Annotated in this window: 21 protein-coding genes; 12 read left to right on the top strand and 9 right to left on the bottom strand. The window is 35.4% G+C overall.

Annotated features, from left to right (window positions below):
* Nucleotides 1-28: 28 nt before the first annotated feature.
* Together lgt and yidD are read right to left on the bottom strand one after the other, a co-directional pair.
* Nucleotides 29-817, bottom strand: coding sequence for a prolipoprotein diacylglyceryl transferase (gene lgt, locus EG344_RS03245; protein ID WP_250253396.1), 789 nt, complete (start codon nucleotides 815-817; stop codon nucleotides 29-31).
* Nucleotides 818-1327: 510 nt separating this feature from the next.
* The gene (gene yidD, locus EG344_RS03240; RefSeq protein WP_228412940.1) at nucleotides 1328-1543 is read right to left on the bottom strand and encodes a membrane protein insertion efficiency factor YidD; all 216 of its coding nucleotides are present in this window, start codon (nucleotides 1541-1543) and stop codon (nucleotides 1328-1330) included.
* Nucleotides 1544-1682: 139 nt separating this feature from the next.
* Between yidD and EG344_RS03235 the strand changes: the two genes are divergently transcribed.
* Nucleotides 1683-2960 (top strand): replication-associated recombination protein A, encoded by a 1278-nt coding sequence (locus tag EG344_RS03235; protein WP_123908260.1) that lies wholly within the window; start codon nucleotides 1683-1685, stop codon nucleotides 2958-2960.
* Between the two features lie 51 nt (nucleotides 2961-3011).
* Here the strand turns inward: EG344_RS03235 and EG344_RS03230 are convergent, their stop codons facing one another.
* The 5 genes from EG344_RS03230 to EG344_RS03210 form a co-directional block, all read right to left on the bottom strand.
* A complete protein-coding gene (locus EG344_RS03230) occupies nucleotides 3012-3431 on the bottom strand; it encodes a hypothetical protein (RefSeq protein ID WP_123908259.1) in 420 nt (139 codons plus the stop codon).
* Between the two features lie 113 nt (nucleotides 3432-3544).
* A complete protein-coding gene (locus tag EG344_RS03225; protein ID WP_123908258.1) occupies nucleotides 3545-5776 on the bottom strand; it encodes a DUF2339 domain-containing protein in 2232 nt (743 codons plus the stop codon).
* A gap of 106 nt (nucleotides 5777-5882) precedes the next feature.
* Entirely contained in the window at nucleotides 5883-6590 is a 708-nt protein-coding gene (locus tag EG344_RS03220; RefSeq protein WP_123908257.1) for a hypothetical protein, read from the bottom strand.
* A gap of 359 nt (nucleotides 6591-6949) precedes the next feature.
* Nucleotides 6950-7798, bottom strand: a complete 849-nt coding sequence (gene pheA / locus EG344_RS03215; RefSeq protein ID WP_123860132.1) for a prephenate dehydratase — start codon at nucleotides 7796-7798, stop codon at nucleotides 6950-6952.
* A 128-nt stretch (nucleotides 7799-7926) separates the two neighbouring features.
* Entirely contained in the window at nucleotides 7927-8355 is a 429-nt protein-coding gene (locus EG344_RS03210) for an acyl-CoA thioesterase (protein WP_123911744.1), read from the bottom strand.
* Between the two features lie 136 nt (nucleotides 8356-8491).
* Between EG344_RS03210 and dnaA the strand changes: the two genes are divergently transcribed.
* The 6 genes from dnaA to EG344_RS03180 all read left to right on the top strand — a co-directional run bounded on the left by dnaA (nucleotide 8492) and on the right by EG344_RS03180 (nucleotide 13033).
* Nucleotides 8492-9946 carry a chromosomal replication initiator protein DnaA gene (gene dnaA, locus EG344_RS03205; RefSeq protein WP_045495212.1) on the top strand — a complete coding sequence of 485 codons (1455 nt, stop codon included), beginning with the start codon at nucleotides 8492-8494 and terminating at the stop codon, nucleotides 9944-9946.
* A gap of 115 nt (nucleotides 9947-10061) precedes the next feature.
* Nucleotides 10062-10514: a low molecular weight protein-tyrosine-phosphatase gene (locus EG344_RS03200; protein WP_123908256.1), complete on the top strand. Its 453-nt coding sequence runs from the start codon at nucleotides 10062-10064 to the stop codon at nucleotides 10512-10514.
* Nucleotides 10515-10516: 2 nt separating this feature from the next.
* On the top strand, nucleotides 10517-11017 hold the full coding sequence (locus EG344_RS03195) for a nuclear transport factor 2 family protein (protein WP_123860134.1): 501 nt from the start codon (nucleotides 10517-10519) through the stop codon (nucleotides 11015-11017).
* A 4-nt stretch (nucleotides 11018-11021) separates the two neighbouring features.
* Nucleotides 11022-11720 carry an SAM-dependent methyltransferase gene (locus tag EG344_RS03190; protein WP_123908255.1) on the top strand — a complete coding sequence of 233 codons (699 nt, stop codon included), beginning with the start codon at nucleotides 11022-11024 and terminating at the stop codon, nucleotides 11718-11720.
* 7 nt (nucleotides 11721-11727) lie between these two features.
* Nucleotides 11728-12018, top strand: a complete 291-nt coding sequence (locus EG344_RS03185) for a hypothetical protein (RefSeq protein ID WP_123908254.1) — start codon at nucleotides 11728-11730, stop codon at nucleotides 12016-12018.
* Between the two features lie 4 nt (nucleotides 12019-12022).
* Nucleotides 12023-13033 (top strand): DUF2931 family protein, encoded by a 1011-nt coding sequence (locus EG344_RS03180; RefSeq protein ID WP_123908253.1) that lies wholly within the window; start codon nucleotides 12023-12025, stop codon nucleotides 13031-13033.
* Nucleotides 13034-13092: 59 nt separating this feature from the next.
* Here the strand turns inward: EG344_RS03180 and EG344_RS03175 are convergent, their stop codons facing one another.
* The gene (locus EG344_RS03175; protein ID WP_123908252.1) at nucleotides 13093-13947 is read right to left on the bottom strand and encodes a DUF4349 domain-containing protein; all 855 of its coding nucleotides are present in this window, start codon (nucleotides 13945-13947) and stop codon (nucleotides 13093-13095) included.
* A gap of 90 nt (nucleotides 13948-14037) precedes the next feature.
* The gene (locus EG344_RS03170; protein ID WP_123908251.1) at nucleotides 14038-14511 is read right to left on the bottom strand and encodes a DUF962 domain-containing protein; all 474 of its coding nucleotides are present in this window, start codon (nucleotides 14509-14511) and stop codon (nucleotides 14038-14040) included.
* 73 nt (nucleotides 14512-14584) lie between these two features.
* On the opposite strand from EG344_RS03170, the gene EG344_RS03165 reads away from it, so the two are divergent.
* The 5 genes from EG344_RS03165 (at nucleotide 14585) to EG344_RS03145 (ending at nucleotide 22143) form a co-directional block, all read left to right on the top strand.
* Nucleotides 14585-15430: a helix-turn-helix domain-containing protein gene (locus tag EG344_RS03165; protein ID WP_123908250.1), complete on the top strand. Its 846-nt coding sequence runs from the start codon at nucleotides 14585-14587 to the stop codon at nucleotides 15428-15430.
* 89 nt (nucleotides 15431-15519) lie between these two features.
* Nucleotides 15520-16830, top strand: coding sequence for a TolC family protein (locus EG344_RS03160; RefSeq protein WP_123908249.1), 1311 nt, complete (start codon nucleotides 15520-15522; stop codon nucleotides 16828-16830).
* A gap of 25 nt (nucleotides 16831-16855) precedes the next feature.
* Nucleotides 16856-17974, top strand: coding sequence for an HlyD family secretion protein (locus tag EG344_RS03155; protein ID WP_123908248.1), 1119 nt, complete (start codon nucleotides 16856-16858; stop codon nucleotides 17972-17974).
* Between the two features lie 103 nt (nucleotides 17975-18077).
* Nucleotides 18078-19670, top strand: coding sequence for an MFS transporter (locus tag EG344_RS03150; RefSeq protein ID WP_123908247.1), 1593 nt, complete (start codon nucleotides 18078-18080; stop codon nucleotides 19668-19670).
* Between the two features lie 259 nt (nucleotides 19671-19929).
* Nucleotides 19930-22143 carry a TonB-dependent receptor gene (locus EG344_RS03145; protein ID WP_123908246.1) on the top strand — a complete coding sequence of 738 codons (2214 nt, stop codon included), beginning with the start codon at nucleotides 19930-19932 and terminating at the stop codon, nucleotides 22141-22143.
* Nucleotides 22144-22243: the final 100 nt, after the last annotated feature.

Raw genomic sequence — 22243 nt, 5'->3', positions numbered from 1 at the left:
TCAAGATTGATTAGATGTTCTATTTATTTTATTCAGGTTTCTCGTTTTCTGCTTCCGTAATTTTAAATTTTTTGGAAACAATCATGATAATTACCCCAGCAATCATAAAAGGGATAGACAGAACCTGCCCCGTATTTAAACCACCGATCTGAATAAATTCATCACCTTGAGGTTCTTTCAGGAATTCTACAAAGAATCTGATCGCCCAAAGAATGATAAAGAATAGTCCGAATAGCCATCCTTGCTGGTATTTTTTATTAGTTTTTCTATAAAGAATCCATAATAAAATGAACAGGGCAACATATCCTACTGCTTCAAATAACTGGCTCGGATAACGTGGAACTGTAAGCCCATATTCGCTGCTTTGTTGTGGAAACAGTAAAGCAAACGGAGAGTTTGGATCAGCTGGTTTTCCTACAATTTCAGAATTGAAGAAGTTTCCCATTCTTACAAAGGCACCTCCTAAAGCTACCACGATTCCTAATCTGTCATATACCCAGAAAGGATTTTTTTTGATAATTTTATATGAATAATAAAGAGTGGTAAGAATTAAGGCTATGGTTGCCCCGTGGCTTGCCAATCCGGAGAACCCGGTGAATTTGAGACCGTTTTTGGTACTGATAGGTAAAAATACACTCCAGAAATCTTCTTTAAACAGTTCTGGCTGATAAAAAATAACGTGTCCTAATCTTGCTCCCAGGATCGTTCCTATCAATGTCCATGTGAAAAGAGGTTCAAGGTATTTTTGGTTAACATTGTCAATCTTAAAGATCCTTGTCATTAAAATATATCCGAAACCAAATGCGAAAACAAACATTAAGCTGTAGAAGTGTAATGTAAATATCCCAATATTAATACCCTTTGAAGGGTCCCATATTTTAAAGGATGTTTTAAGTTCTACTTTATCCGCCTCAGCAATAGGTTTTGCAGACTTTACAGCATATTTGAATGTTGTGATATTGTCTTTGGTAGGAGGGGTATTGATGAGTTTAAAGTTCTTATCAAAAAATTGGTATTGGGAGTCTTTGAATCTTGCCAGTGTTGAAGCACCATAGGTATAGTAAGCAGGCTCAAAATTAGATTCGTTAAGGATAACAAGAACATTGTCTTTAATCTCCCTGTCAGGAAATGCTGCAAGGTCTCCTAACTCTGTCGTAGAATAGATCTTTACTGGAGTATTGTTGCCATTGATATCTAAAGTCCCATCAGATAAACCTCCAGGGTACTCCTGTGCAAAAAGGCACTGGGTAACCAATGCAAATATGACAAGGTAAATTCTGAAAAAAGTAGTACTCATTTTTCTATTGATTTAATAGTTTGTTATTTTTTATGGATGCTTATGTTTTGGTGGAACAGGATCGTAGCCACTTCCTCCCCACGGATGACATCTTAAAATCCTTTTAAATCCCAGCCAGAAACCTTTAAATAGACCATGAACCCGTAAAGACTCTATCATATAATGAGAGCAAGTAGGTTCGTAACGGCAATTTTTAGGAAGTAGGGGCGAGATGAACCATTGGTAAAATTTTATCAAAATTACCATAGGAAATGTAATGATTTTATTGAATGTAAGTTTCAAAACAATGCAAAAATAGGGTAAAAAAATGAAAATTAGTTTAATTTTGTTAGAAGTTTCAGAGCTTAGAAATCTGAAATATTGATCTTAAAAAAATAAAAGTACTTTGAATCAAAATATTCCATTAGCCGAGAAATTAAGACCTAAAACCCTGGACGAAGTTTTGGGGCAGGAACATCTTACCGGCGAAAAAGGGACGATCAGAAAAATGATCGAAAACAATAGCCTGAATTCTCTGATCTTTTGGGGACCTCCGGGAACAGGAAAGACTACGCTGGCAGAAATTATTTCCGAAAGCTCAGGAAGGAAGTTTTATAAGCTTTCTGCTGTTTCTTCAGGAGTGAAAGATGTTCGCGATGTAATTGAAGATGCTAAAAAACAGAATTTATTTTCCGGAAAATCTCCCATTTTATTTATTGATGAGATTCATCGTTTCAATAAATCCCAGCAGGATTCGTTGTTGCATGCTGTAGAAAAAGGCTGGATCGTTTTGATAGGAGCTACGACAGAAAATCCAAGTTTTGAAGTTGTTTCTGCTTTGTTATCCAGAAGCCAGGTTTATGTTCTGAAAGCTTTAAGCTATGAAAAACTTGAGGAACTTATTGATATTGCTTCCGAGAGATATAATAAAGACGAAGGAACAGATTTTAAAATTCTTGAAAAAGAAGCCCTTATCCAATATTCAGGAGGAGATGCCAGAAAACTGATTAATTCCGTAGAACTGGTTTTGAATCAGTATAAAAATACAGACACCAAGGAGATTATTAACTCAGATGTACTGGAAGTCCTGCAGGAAACCATGGCGTTGTATGATAAGAATGGTGAGCAGCATTATGATATTATCTCTGCTTTCATTAAATCAATGCGTGGAGGTGATCCAAACGGAGCGGTATATTGGTTGGCGAGAATGCTTGTTGGAGGAGAAGATATTAAGTTTATTGCAAGAAGAATGCTGATTCTGGCAGCAGAAGATATTGGGCTGGCCAATCCTAATGCGCTGGTGATTGCCAATAACTGTTTTCAGGCTATCAATGTGATCGGAAATCCTGAGGCAAGAATTATTCTAAGCGAAACGGCTGTGTATCTTGCTGTCTCTCCTAAGAGTAATTCTGCGTATATGGCTATTAATGAAGCAATGGCTTTAGTAAAGCAAACGGGAAATTTACCTGTACCTCTTCATTTAAGAAATGCTCCGACCAAGTTGATGAAGGATCTGGATTATGGAAAAGAATATAAGTATGCCCATTCCTATGAAGGAAACTTTGTAGAGCAGGATTTCCTTCCTCAGGAAATTAGAGAGGTAAAACTGTATGAACCTGGAAATAATTCCACAGAAAAAAAGATCTATGAAGAACTGAAAAAGAAGTGGGGAAAAAAATATTAAATAGAAAAGGATAGCATGAAAAACGCTATCCTTTTTTTATATTGTTTAAAATTACTTCGTTGTATAGATAAAATAAGTTGGCTTTCCGTTGTAATCCTTTTTTTCTGTCTTTTCCATAATTGACGTGAATATTTTAGTAGATGAATCTGTAAATTCTTGGTCGTCAATGAAAACAGAATTGTTGGCAGGGATGTCATTTTGCTTATTCAGCTGGGCTAATGTCATTCTATCAAGTCCATTACTGCTCTTGAATTTATATACAGTAACTCCGTTTGTAAAAACAGAACTGTATTTTTTTAAATTGGCAGGAAGGCTTGCTGCATTGTTATAAACTTTCAGGACCTGCATCTGAGCGGCATTCGATTTGAACAGGTCTTCAGTTCCAATGATATTATCAGCAACTGCAAGCTTTTTTTGTGCAAATAAAGTTGCAGATGAAAGTATTAAAAAAGAATAGAGTAATTTTTTCATAATCAGAATATGTAACTGTTAAAAACGTGATAAATATAGTTATTTTTTATAAAATGTGAATTAAATATTGAAATGTTTTAAATTTTATTTAGAGATAAAAACTTTTAGTCTCATTATAAATCCTTATTCTCTTCGCTTTTTTCTTTTGTGTCAACCATATTTTTGATAATATTCTTAACGCGCTGGAAAGTGAATGAACTTAACAGCAAAATAATTCCAAGGGCAATAAACGCACTGATTCTTGAAATGTTATCCATTTGCCATACATCGTAACCATAAAGTTTTAACACCATTAAACCAATCAGAGTAAACCCAATCTTGTTGTATTCCTGAATGTTTTTTCTTAATCCTATATAAATAAATATACTGGCTAGGAGGGCCCAGATGATAGGAAGGTAAAGGATATTGAAATGATTTTTCACAGGATAGGAGTCTGTCACATGGTGAGAATTGGCTAATACGTATAAATGATGTAGCTCACAGCTGATTGAGACAACGAACGCCAGAGAAATGATCCAATATGATATTTTAGACTGATGGAATTTTGTATCAGGAATGATTTTTATACATACATATATAAAAGGGATCCATTGAAGTAAATGTAAGAGATAAAAACTGTTTGGAAGCTGTTTCGATAAAATATCTGTAACTACTGATGAGGTGGAAACAGAAATATTAATCATAATAAGGAAAAGAAACAGATAGATCAGCCCTGTTTGTAGATCATGAGCAAGGCTTAGTTTTTTTCTGAAAAGCAACAATATAAAAATATAACAGATGCTGTATAATAATCCTACACTGGTAATTGCAGCCCAGGGCATGGTATTAATATGATAAATGATTTCAAGAAGAAGGGCTGTATAAATAACTCCATAGCTTGCTGCTGTAGTTAGATCTTCAAAAAAAGTTTTGGTTTCTGATTCTGCTTTTTCACGGGTATCTTTTAATAAATATAAGTTGATCCCGATGGAAAGAATGGTTACCAGGCTGGTTAAAAATACAGGATTGAATATGATGCTGAGGTTTTTGGTATTATAATACTCACACCAGGTAATAAGCTGTGCGAAAATGACCAATGGAAAAAGAATATGAAAACAGGTTTTGAAAATTTTATACCCTGTTTTTTTCCATATAAAAAGAAGCAGGGTAGCTTCTATAGCCCAAACACTGGTTATAAGATGAGCTTTAAACTGTAAAGCAACAGCTATTGTAATCAGGCTGACTGTTATTCCGGCAAAAACAGAAAAAGGAGTTTTAAAATTTCTTTTTCCATATTCTCTGAAAAGAAGGATAGCATTTACCAAGGCAAAAATAAGAGGGAAAATAATGACAGGTTCATACTGTAATTCATTGAAGATATAAGTCAGTCCTATAATACTTGAGCAGTTAATAAAGGCAAGCATTAAAATATCGGGTACCGAAAGTTCGTTTTTCCTGAAGTAATCCTGAAGGGCAAAAATGTAAAAAATAATATAATTGATAATATAAAAAGCAATGCTCAAAAGTTCAGGCAGATCTATAGTCCAGTACAAAAGATAAATACTGGTGAAAATATAGGCGGTCCATCCAACGCTTTTCCAGTGTTGTAGGAAGGCCGCAACCAACATACCTATATTTAATAAAGTCAGATAAGTAAAAAGGAATAAATAATTGCTTTCTCTTGTGCTAATCATCAGAGGTGCTGTAAATCCACCTATTAATGAAAAGATAATTAAAACTTCACTTTTGTAATAGTAAGATAGAGCAATAGAAACTGCGGTAATGATTGAAGTAATCACAAAGGCTGTATTCTGGGTGAAAAGATGATATTCTCTGAAAGCAATGGTGGTTGTGAAATATAAAACGGCAATTCCGCCTCCGGTAATGATGGAGGCAAATATTTTGTAATTTTTTCTGAGAAAATGCCCTGTAAGTATAATGGCAGCTCCGGTACAAAGCCCAATTCCTGATCTTGCGGTTTCTCCGATCCAGTTTTTATCAATGGCATATTTTACAAAGTAGCCTATTCCCAGAACTAAAGTGAAAATACCAATTACGGTAAGAATATTTTGTTTTAAAAAATCAAAAACAGGACTGATCCAGTCTTTTTGAATGGTTGTAGAGGGCTGCGCGTTTTCACCAGGAGTGATAACTTCCCTTGGAGGTTCGTGAACTTGGGTTTGTGCTGGAGTAAAGATTTCTTCAGCATGAGTTGTTTCCTGAGGTGCTTCAGGTTGTAGTGCTTTTTTATTGATTTTGGAATTAAGATCTGATACCTCTTTTTCAAGTTTCCTGATTTTGGTATTCAGGTTGTTGAAAATAATGGCAATAACTACAATCAGGATCACCGCAAGATATTCATTCATTATTTAGTTTTTATCAAATATAAAGAAATTTAAATGGTATTAAAAATTAACCCATCGCTTATATTGCGATGGGCTAACGATATAGATAACTAACAATATGTCTCTGTTAATTGGATATTTTATAAATGTAGAATGAAGCGATACTGGAACCTAGTAATCCTACGTCAAGAGCGGTAGATCCTACAAGTCCGAATGAAACTTTGTCACCTGCCTGGAATGAATATGCTGAATTAAGTGAACTTTCAGAAATTGTTAAACTTAACAATACCAGGTTGGCTCCACTAAAAGCACGGCTATCAATCGTTGCAGCAACTCCGGCTCTGGTTCTTACGATACCAATTCCCGGGCTATTTGCTAAGATAGAAGCTTGTAGCCCTGTTCCATAACGGAAACTGAATCCTATTGCATAAACACCTGTAGAAGGAATTGTATAAGTATTATCGGTATCATTGAACAATGCTGCTGATCCAAGAGTTCTTTCTGCTGCAAGGAAATTAACTGCTCTAAAACCGGAAGGAAAGAGTCCAAGGCTTAAAAGACTGATACCAGCGGTTTTTTTGGCAGCATAAACAGAGGTGTTTGTATTAGAGGCGCCTATTAAAAGCTGTGGGTCCATTGCAAATACCTCAGTAGTGGCGGCGTCCTGGGCTAAAATCTGATATCCGGTCACTGTAGCTGCAGGAGGGGTAACTCGAACTCTCATTGTCCCATTGACATCCAGTGTTGCTGTTGGGGCATTAGTATTAATTCCTACTTGTGAAAATAATGGCAATGCTGCACATGCCAACATTAGGCTGTAAAGTTTAGTTTTCATGATCAAGATTTTTATTTAGTTGCTAACAAATATACAATAAAATTATACTCTAAATTGTGAAATTTTCACAATTAACATTAATATGATGTAATATTTTTAAACGTATGTTTATATTTTGGAATATATTATTACATATTTTAATTACGAGTTATTTTTATTTTATTTTTCTAAACTAGTGTATTTGAGAGGGTTGGAAAAAATAAATATCCCTATTGTGTGGGTTATTTTTTTTGAGTTATAAGCTATTGCTCTCAGGATCTTTATGATGAAAAAAAATATTTTTTACTGAAAAAATTCAATAAAAAAGCACTATTATTTTGATAATAGTGCTGGTTTTGGGTTGATATGTGTAACTATTTTTAGCTTTCTAAAAGAAATTCTTTATAATTTCCAAGGAAATCTACTTCTGCGTTAATAGATTCAAGCTCCTTCAGGGCATTCCCGTGAAGGATATCCTTCCATGGGCCTTCCACATTGATAAAAAAGAAATAATTACCTAATCCGGTTTTTAATGTTCTGGATTCAATTTTGCTGAGGTTCATTTTCCTCCATGCGAAAACTGACAGCACTTGATGTAACCCTCCTGGATGATCTTCAGGAAGGGTAACGAGCATTCCTGATTTCTCTCCTAATGTTTCCAGCTGGCTATTGTCGTATTTGTTTTGCTGTTTGGAAATGATGATAAACCGGGTATGATTCTGTTCAAAATCCTGAATATTACGATTGATAATTTTCAAACCATATAAGTTAGCAGCAAACTGATTGGCTACTGCAGCAATTTTAGTGTCCTTATTCTCTGAAACGAACTTAGCGGCAGCGGCTGTAGAAGAAAAATCCTGTTTGGGAATTTCTTTATAATGAGTATCTAAAAAATGAAAGCTCTGAGCCAGTGCCTGTGGATGTGAATAAATCCTTTCTATTTCCTCAACAGAATTTTCAGGATGAATCATTAAGTGGTGGGCAATGGGCATTACTGCTTCTGCTTCAATTTTAATAGACGGTGTCTTATATAAATAATCCAGCGTCATGGATACAGTGCCTTCTATAGAGTTTTCCAAAGGAACAACAGCTTTGAGTGTATCCCCGTTCTCTACCGCTCCAAAACAGTCCAGAATGCTCGCCTGTGGTAAAAGCTCATCATCAGGAAAGAGCTGTGCAGCGGCAAGCTGGGTAAAGCTGGCATGAGGCCCCAAAAATGCAATCTTCATAATATTGATATAAGGTTTAGGTTAATAAAAATGCAAAGGTGCAAATTATACTCGAAAGTTAAAGGATGGAATAAGGTTTAAAGTCGTTGGCGATAGAGTTATTGTCTCATATTTTTTATCACGAACTCTTATAATTCATCTTCTCCTGGCTTCTCCCAATTTGCTTCAATCATCTCCATCAGGAAATCCGGGCATTTAATGACTTTATTTGTTTTAGCATCTAAAAAGAAAAGAGTAGTAGATGCTTCGGTAATTTTAATATGCTCTTCATTGTAAATTTCATACTCAAATTCAATTCTTACCCCTGGAATTTTTTTTACATACGTGTGAATTTCTAATTTTTGGTCATATAAAGCTGGGCGAATATACTTAATTTTGTAGTCTGAAACAGGCAGCCAAATTCCTTGGTTTTCAATTTCATCGTATGAAATTCCTATACTTCTGAAGAGTTCAACCCGGCCTACTTCAAAGTACTCGGCGTAGTTGCCATAGTATACATATTTCATAGGGTCTGTTTCTGCGTAACGTACTCTTATTGAGTGTGTTGTATGTATCATTTTAGGTCTTAAATTATACATACAAATATATTTTTAAATAATCAATACCTGCAATATTTTTTTTTAAAAAGAAAATATTGGACCTTTGTCTCCCTTCTAAAAACAGTACAAACAAAAGAATAATCAGGGCATAAAAATGGATGACAATTTAATGATGATATGGCAGAAGTGCCTTCAGTTTATGCGCGATAACTTGAACGCAGCTGAAGATAATTCTGACCTGAAAAAACTTGAAAAATCTTTCGATATGTTATTCGATAAGGTGCAGCCACTTTCATTAGTGTCTAATAACCTTACGCTTATCGTACCGAGCGATTTTTACAAGGAATATATCGAGGATAATTACTTGTCCTTACTTTCTGCTGCCCTGAAGAAAAATGTTGGAAAAGGAGTGAAATTATGGTATTCTGTAATGGAAAACAGACCAAAAGGTGAGGAAAAGCCGGTTACCATGAATATGAAGGGACAAAGCGTTCCTACTCCAAAAACACAGGAAACAATGCCACAAGGATTCTCTGCTAATATTGTAAACCCTTTTGTGGTCCCTGGAATTAGAAAAGTAAATATTGATTCTAACTTGAAACCAGACTATTCTTTTGATAGTTATGTAGAAGGAGAGAGTAATAAATTTGCAGCTACCGTAGCAAGATCTATTGCAAAAAGACCGGGAGCTACAGCATTCAACCCATTATTCTTATATGGAGGATATGGAGTAGGAAAAACACACTTAGGACAGGCTGTTGGTCTTGAAGTTAAGAATCAGTTTCCAGACAAAGTAGTTCTTTATTTGTCTTCAGAGAAATTCATTCAGCAGTTTATTTCAGCTGCAAAAGCACATAAGCAAACAGAATTTGCTAATTTCTATCAAATGGTAGATGTCCTGATTATTGATGATATTCAGTTCTTATCAGGAAAATCGGCAACGCAGGACAGTTTCTTCCATATTTTTGATCACTTGCACCAAAATGGAAAGCAGATTATCCTGACTTCTGATAAAGCACCTGCAGACATCATGGATATCCAGGACAGGATTGTTTCCCGTTTCAAATGGGGACTTTCTGCAGAAATCAAATCTCCGGATTTATCTACAAGAAGACAGATCATTGAAGACAAACTAAGCAGAGACGGAATTGTACTTCCTGGTGATATGCTTGATTTCCTTGCTGTTGAAACTAAAACAAATGTTAGAGAATTAATCGGGGTTATCAACTCGGTAATTGCATATTCTACAGTATATAAGAGAGACTTAAGTCTTGAATTATTAAAGGAAACCATCAACAGAATTGCTGCCAACCAAAAGAAGGTCATCAATATTCCTTATATTCAGGAAGTAGTGTGCGACTATTTTGGAATCAAAAAAGAGCAGCTTCTTTCTAAAACAAGAAAGAGAGAGATTGCATTACCAAGACAGTTGGCTATGTATTTCTCAAAAGAATTTACCAATTCCACATTCACTAAAATTGGTGAAGAAATGGGAGGGAAGGACCACTCTACAGTAATGTATGCTTGTGATACCATCAAAGATGTATCGAAAATTGATAAAGAAATCAAGAAATACGTTAAGGATCTTACCGAAAGAATTAAGCAGTAAGATGATCTTAAGCTAAAATATTAAAGAATGAAGAATAGTTATATTCTTCATTTTTTATTTAGATTTGTTGAAACAATACATGTTGATTGCAGTTTAATTTATTAAATATCAGACTATGAAAATCCTGATGGTTTGTCTCGGAAATATATGCAGAAGCCCTTTGGCAGAAGGAATTATGAAAACAAAAGTACCCGAAAGCTTTATGGTAGATTCTGCCGGAACCATTTCCATGCATGAAGGAGAACATCCGGATAAAAGAGCCATTAAAACAGCAGCTAATCATAGTGTTGATATTTCCAGACAAAGATCCAGGCCTATCACAAGGGCAGATTATGAAACTTTTGATAAGATCTACTGTATGGATATAGACGTGTTTGAAGATGTTGTTTCCAAAGCTAAAAATGAAGAAGAACGCCAGAAAATATCATTGTTTCTGGAGGTGTTGGGAGATCGCGAAAATGCTGAAGTTCCGGATCCGTATTGGGGAGATATGAAAGATTTTGAAGATGTTTTCCAACTTTTGGAGAAGGGATGTGATATCATCAGAAAGCAAATCCTAATAACATAATCATGAAAAAACTATTATTATTACTTGTACTTGGCTTTAATTTCTCTTTCGCTCAAACCAAAGATGAAAAAGAAATACTTAAAGTAATGAATGACTTTATGGAAAGTATTAAAACAAGAAATGAAGCTCAATACCTGTCGTTATTTCAGGAACCTGTACTTTGGACTGGAATCTATAAAGATAGGACACAGGCGAAACGTCTGGAGAAAAATCCTAAAGCAGAATATTATTTTGCTGATGATTATAAAGCTTTCATCAAAGGCTTTAAAGACGACAAGTCTGAAGAAAAATTTGACAATATTAAAATCGTTGAAGATGGAGCAGTAGCTTCTGCCAATTTCGATTACAGTTTTTGGTATGACGGAAAAATGGAAAACTGGGGAAAAGAGATCTGGATGCTGATGAAGATTAACGGAATCTGGAAAATAACTTCTGTAACCTTCTCCATGGACCTTGCAAAATACTTCCCACAACCATCATTAAACGAAAGAACTAAAAAATAAAACAATGCTTTTTTTACTCCCTGCTTACTTATCAGAAAATACTTCTATCACTCATTTTGCGCCGGTTATTAAGGAATATATCATGCAAACGGATTACTTCTTTGTGGAAAATGAGAAAACCGCCAGAAAGGTGGTTAAATTCTTTGCTCCTGAAAAGAAACAGGCTGATCTGAAACTGTTTTTATTGGATAAGTATACAGAAAATGCTGACATCAAAGAAGCGCAACATCTGATGTTGAAAGGGCAGGACTTCGGGCTGCTTTCAGAGGCAGGATTGCCTTGTATTGCAGATCCGGGAAACCTGATGGTAAAATGGTGCCATGAAAAAAATATCAGGGTCATTCCTATTTCAGGACCATCATCTATTATTCTGGCGTTAATATCCAGTGGATTCAACGGGCAGGAATTTACATTTAATGGATATCTTCCGATTGATAAAAGTGAAAAAAAGAAGCAGATTCAACAGCTGGAAAGTGTAGTTCAGAAAACAGGATATTCACAAATTTTTATGGAAACTCCTTACAGAAACAATCAGCTTATTGAAGACCTGACGAAGTTTTTGTCCCCCAATACAAAACTTTGCATCGCTGCTAATATCAATGATCCTGAGCATGAATTTATCAAGACGAAAACAATAAAAGACTGGCAGAAACAAAAGCCTGAGCTTCATAAAGTTCCTGCTGTATTCGTATTAGGAAAATAAAAAAATAATGATGAAAAATAACCCATTTCTTACCGTTTTTCTATTGTTTTGTATTCAGGTATTACTTATTAAATACTTGGATTATGTAGATATTGAGGTTAAGATAGGGGAAGGTTTAAGTTTTGCTTTTGTTTGTTTTTTAATACCGGTAGTTTCTATTTTTCTTACTATGTTTATTGGAGAATCCAGATATAAAAAATCATTTAAATATTTTACTATTTTTATAGTAATTATTTCAATTTTAGGTTTTATAGCATTGAGTTTTTTAGCAGCTTTAGGAAGATCCTTTAACCACTAAAAACATGAAGAAAACGGTCATCGATTACTTGAATTTTTGTTTGGCAGGCATTTTTATATTGCTGGTTATTCTGTATGGAATTACGTTGGTGAAAAAAAAGGAATTTGATAAATTAAGCTGGTCAGCAAAGATCATAAGCCTAGAACCGAATTCATCAGATGAGAAATCAGGAATGTTGAAGATTCTTGATGCTGTTTTTATCAATACTTTTAATCAATCTGAAAATAGATTAGAGTTCGATTCTCCTAAATTAATTGTTTCAAAAAAAGGATCTGATTCCGCTTATTTTTGGACTCAGGATGATTTGCTGCCCGATTCTTTATCCGTTAAATACTATTCTGTTGAAGAGAAAAAGTTCTATCAGCTGAATGTAAGGCTTCCTTTGGATAAAATGAAGACTTTATTAGAAAATAAAAGCTTGGGAGCAGATTTGAAGGTAGAAATTCAACCGGAAGGGAAGGTTTTGATGATGGTTGAGCAGTCGAAGAATAAGAGTTTTGGATCAAAATTAGTTGAAAATTTTCAGGCAAAAGAAATACCGGGAATCTTGAAAATGTTGGTGTACAGAAAGTATGCCGGTAACGAGTATAATGAATTTCCTTCCCTGAAAGAAGTATCAGATTATTCAGATATTTTAATCCAAAAGTATTTGTGGGGAGTGAAAATTGAAACTGAAGATGCTGAGGAAATTTCAGAAATTTCTGCCTATGCTTTTGATGGTAAATCAATGAGAACAGACAATGAAACCTTTGAGGATGCAAAACGCAGAAATATTCCAAATAGGATTTTAATAGATTGGGGAAATACACAGAAATACGGAAGTAGTTATTCCTTTGACAGCCAGGAAATTTTGGACGCTTTTAAAGAGTTGAACATGATGAAGAGTAGTGAACCTGTTTTTATTACTTTTAAACTGTTTAAAAACGAGCATCCTAAAGCTGAAATCTCTAAAGGAGGAAAAACGATCCCATTAAAAGATGATTATCCGGATCTTCCAACAAAATATGCCCAATAAAATAAAAGCCGAATCTCAATAGTGATTCGGCTTTCTTATGTATGTTTATATTGAAAAAATTACGGTTTTCTCTTTTTCCATTTTTTCCATAGGAAAATCACCAGGGGAATTAGCAAAAAGAATGGCCAAAAGGAAATAATCCCTAATAAAAAGGCTACAAAACTGTTCCATCCTTCTGTCAGAGAATCTACAAACCGGCTTCCGAATCCAATTTTAGACGTTGCAGAGCTTCTTACTTTTTCTTTATATAAACTTAAATTTAAAGTGCTGTAATTCACCCTGTCGTCTATAAAGCGGAGTCTGCCTTCAGCCACATCAATTTCATCTTCCAGTATACGGATCTTTTCCTGAATTTCCAGCATATCTTTAGTGGTTTTCGCACTTTTAAGCATATCTCTATACTTTTCAAGATAGATTTTTTTGTTGGCCAGTTTTATGGATACATCAGTATATTCCTCTGTCACATCATCTGATGAAATATTTTTAGATAACACAGAACCTACACCATCAGAAAATGAGTTGATAAGTGCATCAAAATTCTTGTGAGGAACCCGGATGGTTAGATTCATGGTTTCATTCATATCGGTATTCTGAAATTCTTCTTTCTGGATATAAGCATTGTTCTTTTTCAGAATGTCATTGACGAGGGTTTGCGCTTTTTTTATCTCACCAACCTGAATTCTCATATTTCCGTTTTTGATGATTTTACGGGATATCGTATCTGTTTTAATTTCAGCAGAAGTGGACGATTTATTATCAGGAAGAAGTTTTTCAGAAAGGGAAGAGGGCGGACGTGGAGCTTCATCTTCCATTATTATTTCTGTAAGAGCAGCATTCACGGAATGCTTATCAGCATTAGATTTACTGCAATTGATAAAGGCAATGAAAAGTAAAGGTAACAGTATTGTTCTCATGAATAGTTAATTTTTCATGAATACTATCAAAAACCATGCTTAGAAAAAATAAGGGTCTACGAAATTGTTTAAAAGAATAAGCCCAATAAATTAATATCTTATTCCTGTCTTTTTAAGAATAAAACTTAAAAGCCATATCGGCCCGATCAGTAAAAACTGAATATCTTTAAGAAAAGAAGGCTTTTTACCTTCAATTTTATGTCCGATAAACTGAAGAATCCAGGTAATTAAAAAGACACTCAGATATATGATCCAGGACTGTTTACCCAAACTGATATTGGTACGATAAATAAAGTGTTCTGCCAACAACATTGTAAAGATCATTATGAAACCAATGAGCAGGGATAGTCTGATATAATACAAACTGATGATGACAATGGCAATTAAACTGATGATACTAATGCATCCAAAATAAGAAATACAGAAATGGGGGGAAGGAATCAACGAAATAAATCCGAGGATAGAACAAAAAATTAGGGGTACGCAAAACCAGTGAATGAACTTGTTAGTCGCATTTCTATGGCTCTTGCTATATTCTGCAAATAATAAATCAACCTTTCTCATACTGACAGGAATTGGATTAATGCTAAAATAATAAAATTTTGTAATCGGTGATAAGATTGCTTACATTTGTGTTATGTCTGCCTTAGAAAAGTTCGGAGTTGAAATCTCTACGGAACGTAATATTTTTGAGAGAATTGCCGTTGATAAACCATTCCGGCCCGAAAATCCGGCATTTATTTTTATTAAATCAGGAACCATAAAACTTCGTCAGCACTTTAGCGATCTGGAGGTTTCTGCCAATATGTTTATGGTAACCGATCCGCAGACTATTTATGAAGTAGTCGCAGTAAGCGATGACTTTCAGTCGAGAATGGTTTCTTATAAAAGGGATTTTATTTCTGCTTTATCTTTGAAATTCAATAGATTGATTACATATCGATACTTCAGGCAGCAGATGAATAAAGGAGTTCCTTTTCCGGAAGATGAAATGGAGGTTGTGTGGAAAAGCGTCAACTTCCTGAAATACATCCTTGATTCTGAAACAGAGATGCTGTACAAAAAAGAAATGGTGGAACATCTTTTTTCTGTATTCTGCTATCAGATGGCGGGAATTATTTCCAAAGAAGATAATAATTCCATGAACCAGATGTCCAGACAGGAAGAAATTGTCTTTGTTTTTCTTACAGACCTTTCTGAATATCACCTTACAGAAAGAACCGTTGAGTTCTATGCCGAACGACAATCCATTACAACCAGACATCTATCATCGGTGGTGAAAGACGTTACCGGAAAGACCGCAAGTCACATCATAGCTTTAATCGTTATCAATGAAGCGAAAGTGCTTTTAAACTCTTCTAGTAAACCTGTTTCTGAGATTTCTTCGATCCTCGGCTTTAGCGATCAGTATGCATTTTCTCACTTTTTTAAAAAACATCTGGAGGTAAGCCCAAGACAATACAGATATCAGTTCGAAAGTTAAAATCTTACATTTGAACATCTTTTTCCAAAAATCAAACATTTGATTGAATTTGTTGTTGTTCTAACTTTGCATCTGTAAAACAAGGTAAAATGACAAAGAATATAAAAACAGCACTATCAGTTCTGATAGCAGCTTTTCCTGCGCTGTTTTTTTCACAACAGGTAAAACAGATGACCGCAGGTGAGATTGCCGAACTGGCAGTCCAGAATCATCAGCAGTTGAAGGTTTCAGCTCAGAATATTGATATTGCAAAACAGAATATCAACGTTGTAAAGCTTCAGAAACTTCCAACCATCACCGCTTCTACAAGCCAATTCTATTTGGGAGATGCTGTAGCTATCGATAAAGACTTTTCTAATTCTACAAAAGTTCCGATGCCTCACTACGGAAGTTCTTACGCTGTTCAGGCAACACAGCTGATCTTCAAAGGAGGATTGGTAAATAAATCCATTGAAATGGCAGGGCTTCGTAAACAGCTTTCTGAACTGGATTTGGAGAAAAATAAACAGGATGTAAAATTTTTAGTGATTTCAAACTATCTGGATGTCTACAAGATTATCAATCAGGAAGAAGTGTTTCAGAATAATAAGAAGTTAGCTCAGGAACGTCTTAAGAATATTCAGAAATTCTATCAACAGGGAATGGTAACCAGAAATGAAGTAATTCGTGGAGAACTTGCCCTTAAAAATCTGGATCAGGGAATTCTTACCCTTTCCAACAATAGAAAAATTCTTAATTATAATCTGAATATTGCATTAGGGCTATCTTCTGATACTGAAATTGTTCCCACTGAAAATTTGACGAACAAAGAATCAGGAATCGGAATGGATTATTATATGAGTCTTGCTCATGACAGCAATCCAGTGTTAAAGTCTGCACAGAAAAATATTGCGGTAGCTGATAAGAATATTGAAATTATTAAAACTGATAATTCACCTACTGTGGCAGGATTCGGTGGATATACCTTACAGAGACCCATTACTACGAGAAATCCTGTCTTGGATATGTATTCAGGAGGTTGGCAGACAGGTGTTTCTCTTAGTTACAATATTGATACCCTGTATAAAACTAAAGAAAGAGTAAAATTAGGTGAATTGCAGAAGAACCAGGCTAATGATGCTATGACTTTGGTACAGCAGAATGTAGATATGGGAGTGAATGCAGCGTATACCAAATATCAGGAAGCGATTCAACAGGCAGACATTCTTAATGATTCCAAAAGGCTGGCAGAAGAAAATTACAAAATTACTGAAGCCAAATATCTGAACCAATTGGCTGTGCAGGCGGAAATGATTGATGCACAGAACCAGAAACTGCAATCGGAGCTGGATTTTGCCAATGCAGAGATCAACGTTTTGTATCAATATTATAACCTTTTGAAATCTACCGGGACACTTTAATTTTTTAAAACTGAAAATCAACACAATGGAAAACAAGGAACAAACCACTCAAAATACCACATCCACTCCGGCAACACCAAGTGGAGAAAACAAAAAAAAGCAAAACAAAAAAAATAAAATCAGAGCCATCATTTCCAATATCATCGTTTTTCTGGTGATTGGATTTGGGTTATTCTGGCTCATCCGTGAATATTTCCATATCGGAAACAAAACCTATACGGAAGCTGCTCAAGTAGAAGAATTCATCAACCCTATCAATACAAGGGTTTCTGCTTACATCAAAGAAATTAAATTTATTGAACACCAAAGAGTAAAAAAAGGAGATACGCTGGTGGTTTTGGACGAACGAGAAATCCTGACACAATTGGGACAGGCTGAGGCAGCTTATCAAAATGCTATGGCTCAAAAAACAGCAACCAGTTCTTCTATCAATACTGTTTCCAACAATGTAAATGTAATGCAATCTAATATTGCCGGAGCAAAAGCAAGACTTTGGAATGCTGAACAGAACCTGAACAGATACAAAAATCTTTTATCTGCTGAAGCAGTTACAAGACAACAATATGATCAGGTAAAAACAGAGTACGATGCTCAAAAGGCGGCTTATGAGACATTAGTAAATCAAAAACAATCCGCAAACCTTTCTACTACAGAAGTGAAAAGCAGATTGGGAATCAATGATGCTGAGATCAAAAGAACAAAATCTGCACTGGATATGGCGAGAATTAACCTTTCTTATATTGTAATCACAGCACCTTATGATGGGGTGATGGGAAGAAGAACGATTTCTGAAGGACAATTGATTCAACCCGGCCAACAAGTGGCAACTATCGTATTGAACGGTCAGAAATGGGTAACAGCCAACTTCCTTGAAAGCCAGATGCCTAATATTAAAGTAGGAGAGAAGATGACCATGACGGCAGATGCTTTAGGAGGAAAGACATTTGAAGGAGTAGTAACTGCTGTTTCTGCAGCTACCGGATCAAGATATTCAAGTGTACCAACCGATAACTCTACCGGAAACTTTATTAAAGTACAGCAAAGAATCCCTGTAAGAATTGAATTCACTACTTCCAATACAAAAGAAGACCTGGATAAGCTGGGGGCAGGAATGAATATGAATGTGAACATTAATAAACACTAAAAGATGGAAGATATCAGGTTCCAGACTGTATGCCGGATGAAAAGGGAAGGTTGAAAAGCAAAAGTCTATTATCTGATATCTGAAATCTATTATCTAAAAAAATATGTACAACAAAGGATTATATAGCGACTGGGTACCTAAACCGGTACAGCTTCTGCTGATTGTATTGCTGCTCGCCGTAGTAATGCCGATTGGTGGAGTGTATACTGGGAATATCAGCTATTTGGTGAGTGGTACCGGGGCTATGACAGAATATTTTATGTGGGCGAATTATGCAACCACTATTGGAATGGGAGCCTGCATGCCTGTTGTCCTCAGAATTAAAATGAGATTCAAAGTAAGAGATAAAATGGTATTGCTTTTAGTGCTTTTAGGACTACTGAGTTATATCAACGCGACCACTTTACAGCCAATGATCTTCGTGTTTTCTGCCTTACTGATCGGATTTATGAAGATGATGGTAACCATTGAACTTTTCCTGCCATTGATGGTAATGATTGGAAACCGAGGAATGTTTTATGGCGTGTTTTATACATTTGTTCTGGTGATGAATCAGGTAGCAGCTTATTATTCAGCAGAATTTGCACTCCTTTACAACTGGCAGCAGTTTTACATTTTTGCTGCGGTTCTATGCTTTGTTTTAGCATTAATCCACTGGATTTTTATGCATGATAAATATTTTGCCCTGAAAGTTCCATTGCATTATATTGATTGGCTGAGTATCTTACTTTTTGTGTCCACCTTTATGTTTTCGGCCTATGTATATGCTTTTGGAAGACAGCAGGATTGGTGGAACTCGAAGAATATCATTAATGCAAGTATTGCTGCATTTGTGAGCTTTGCATTACTTTCCATTCGTCAGTTAACATTAAAAAGACCTTATCTTTCATTTAAAATTTTTACAAAAAGTAACGTACAAAATGGCTTATTTATGTTGTTTTGGTTGGGAATGTTCCTCGGAACAGCTTCTATCCAGACTACTTTTGCCGTAGGAGTTTTAGGATATGATCAATTGACTAATGCCAGGCTGAACATGCTGATGATACCGGGAATCATTTTGGCTGGAGTGATTGCTATATTTTGGTTTAAGAATGAAAAACCATTGAAAATGTATATTTTTTCAGGGTTTGCAGGAATGGTAGGCTATGCCATCATTATGTATTTTTCTATGGTACTGGAATTCAACTATGATAACTGGTATTTACCCATGTTTTTAAAGGGCTATGGAATGTGTTCGTTGTTTATCTCCGTATGGTTTTATACTTTAGATAAGCTTGAAATGGATGAAATGCTTGCAGCCATAGGATTGGTATTGGTTTGGAGAACCTTTTTAGCCGTAGGTATTTTTTCAACTTTATACTCATGGTTACAATACCGTTTTCAGATTACAGCAGTAGGAGATCTTGCTGTTTATATGGATGGAATGACGGTAACTCCACAACATGTGATGGGTAATATGAAAACCATCCAACTTAATGCTATTTTAATAGCAACTAAAAAGATCTTCGGATTTATTGTTCTGATTGGCTTTGGGGTCTTATTGTATGTAATAACCCACCATTTCGGAGCCAAACGATTCCAATATTTCAGATTTATCAGAGTACTTAGTGGTAAATCTGTTATTGCAAGAAGGAGACTTCGTGAACGAAAAAAATTATTAGAAGAAATAAAAGACGCAGCCGGGCCTGCGATATAAAGATACCTTGTTTTTCACTGTAAAATCCTGGTCCTTTGTTGGGCTGGGATTTTACTATTTTAGGAGGGAAGCTGGAAATAATGAAAGAAGATTAAAGCCTATTGTTCCATCAATTAATTATAAGACAAATGAAGCTTCCAACCTTGGTTACTTCTTCCAGCCTTTTAATTCAAAAAGTGAAAAATTTCAGTCTTCATTGTTTTTATTAGTTCTAAATAAGAATTATATTTGCAGGATTATAAAACTTTGATTTGAAGGAATGAAAAAGCATTATGCATTCATAGGTCTATTAGCATCGGGATTAATGTTTTCCCAAACTGTTAAAGATTCTGTAGCCTCTAAAGGTATAGAAGATGTGGTTATCGTAGCATCAAGAAAACCTACTAAAATTTCTGAAATTCCCGGTACCGTTTGGGTTGTACAGAAAGAAAAAATTCAGGAACAGGCCAAAAGTGGAGTTCCGATTAAGGAAATGTTATCCATTTTAATTCCAAGTATGGATATTGGTCCACAGGGAAGAACCAATTACGGACAGAATATGAGAGGACGTTCTGCATTGGTAATGATTGATGGGGTTTCTCTGAATAGTATCCGTGCCATCAGTCGTCAGCTGGATGCTATTGATCCATTTAATATTGAAAGAATTGAGGTACTTTCCGGAGCCAGTTCTATCTATGGTGGAAATGCAACCGGTGGTATTATTAATATTATTACGAAAGTACCTTCTAAAAAAGGAATCAGCGGGGAAACTGAATTGGGAGTTCGTACAGGTTTTATGGGAAAAGATGATCATGATTTCCGTGCGGCTCAAGCTATTTCAGGGAAAGGAGAGAAGTTCTTCGGGAGACTTGGAGTTGCTTACCAGCAAAATGGTGGAGTATACGGCGCAGATCAAAAACAGCTTTTTACAGATATTACCCAAACCGATCTTCAGTACAATCAATCTATTGACGTTCTTGCGACTGGAGGGTATCAGTTTAACAATAAACATAAAATAACAGCTTCTGTTCAATATTATAACTCAAAATTCAATGGAGACAGAAGTTTGTATTTAGGCCAAAACTTAAGTGCTTTTACCAAGAAAGACGGAAGTTTGCTGGAAATGAGAGATGGTTTTTCCTCTGATAAAAATATAGGAACAGAACGTTACATGGCAACCGTTGCCTATAACGGGAATAATATTTTAGGAGGTCAGGATCTGTATATTCAGCTTGCGACGAGAGGAGAGAAGCTAGGGTTTTATCCTTTTCCTGGCAATGTAGCTTTAGCAGATAAAAAAAGCGCAGCTTATATGTCTTCATCTCAGCAGGATACCTATTATTCGGGAATAAAAGCGTTATTGTCAAAATCATGGAAAGGATTGAATGTAACTTATGGAGCTGATATAGATTTTGAAAAATTTGAAGGGACACAATCTGTATATGATATTACTAAAACAATGTCCAGCGGCGGATTAATTAACCAGACTCAATACAGGTTGGGAAGATATCCTACTAACCATTCCCAAAGTTATGCAGGATACGTTCAGGCAAAATATAATATTATTCCTAAGTTACAGCTTAATGCAGGAGTACGTTACCAGCACATCAACGTAAAAATGGATGATTTTGTAGGCTCTGTACAACAGACACAGATTGCTATGGGATATGGAGCCTCTGCTTCAGCCATTCCGGGAGGAGAAAGCTCGTATAATGTCACATTAGCCAATGCAGGATTACTGTATAAAATCAGCGAGCAGCACCAGGTATGGGGAACATTTTCCCAAGGTGCAAGCTTAGCAGATCCTGCTAAATATTATGGAATAGGAACCTATAAACTGAACGGAACCCATTGGGATGTAGTTTCCAGTATCAATGTCAAAGAGCAACCTTTACAGGCCATCAAAACCAATCAGTTTGAAGTAGGATACCGTATTAATAAAGGTGGGCTGAGAGCACAGGTTGCCGGATTTTTAAGTAATTCTGACAAAACTGTAGCTGTAGATAAAAATACATTCCAGATTCTTGTTAACGATCTGAAATTAAGAAATATGGGAATCGAAGCAGAGATTTCTTATTCCATGAACAATGGAGTTTATTTCGGAGCAAGCGGATTATTAATCAAATCTGAAGTAGACAATAAAGGAGAATGGCAGAAACAGGAAATTTATAATGCTTCGCCATCCAAGTTGGTTACATACATTGGGTATAATGTGAAAAACTGGTCATTTAGATTCCAGTCTTTACAGAATTTCAAGCAGAAGGATGAACTTAAGAACGTAATTGAAGGATACAATACCTCAGATCTAATGATAGGGTACCGATTCCAGTTTGGGAAGTTCAACCTTGGAATTCAGAATCTTTTCAATACAGATTATCAAACCATCTGGAGCAAACGTTCCCAGGTTTTATATTCAAGCTATGGAATTCCGGACCTGTTTAATTATAAAGGAAGAGGCAGAACATTTAACCTGTCTTACACTTTTGAATTTTAAAAAATAAGATTAAGGTACTACTGCTTTAATCTGAATTAAATACTTTCTACAAATCCGGTTTCTGATATTGATCGGAAGCCGGATTTTAATTAAAAAAACA

The organism is Chryseobacterium sp. G0162 (assembly GCF_003815715.1).
Taxonomy (GTDB): domain Bacteria; phylum Bacteroidota; class Bacteroidia; order Flavobacteriales; family Weeksellaceae; genus Chryseobacterium.
This window is presented reverse-complemented; position numbering and strand designations above follow the sequence as displayed.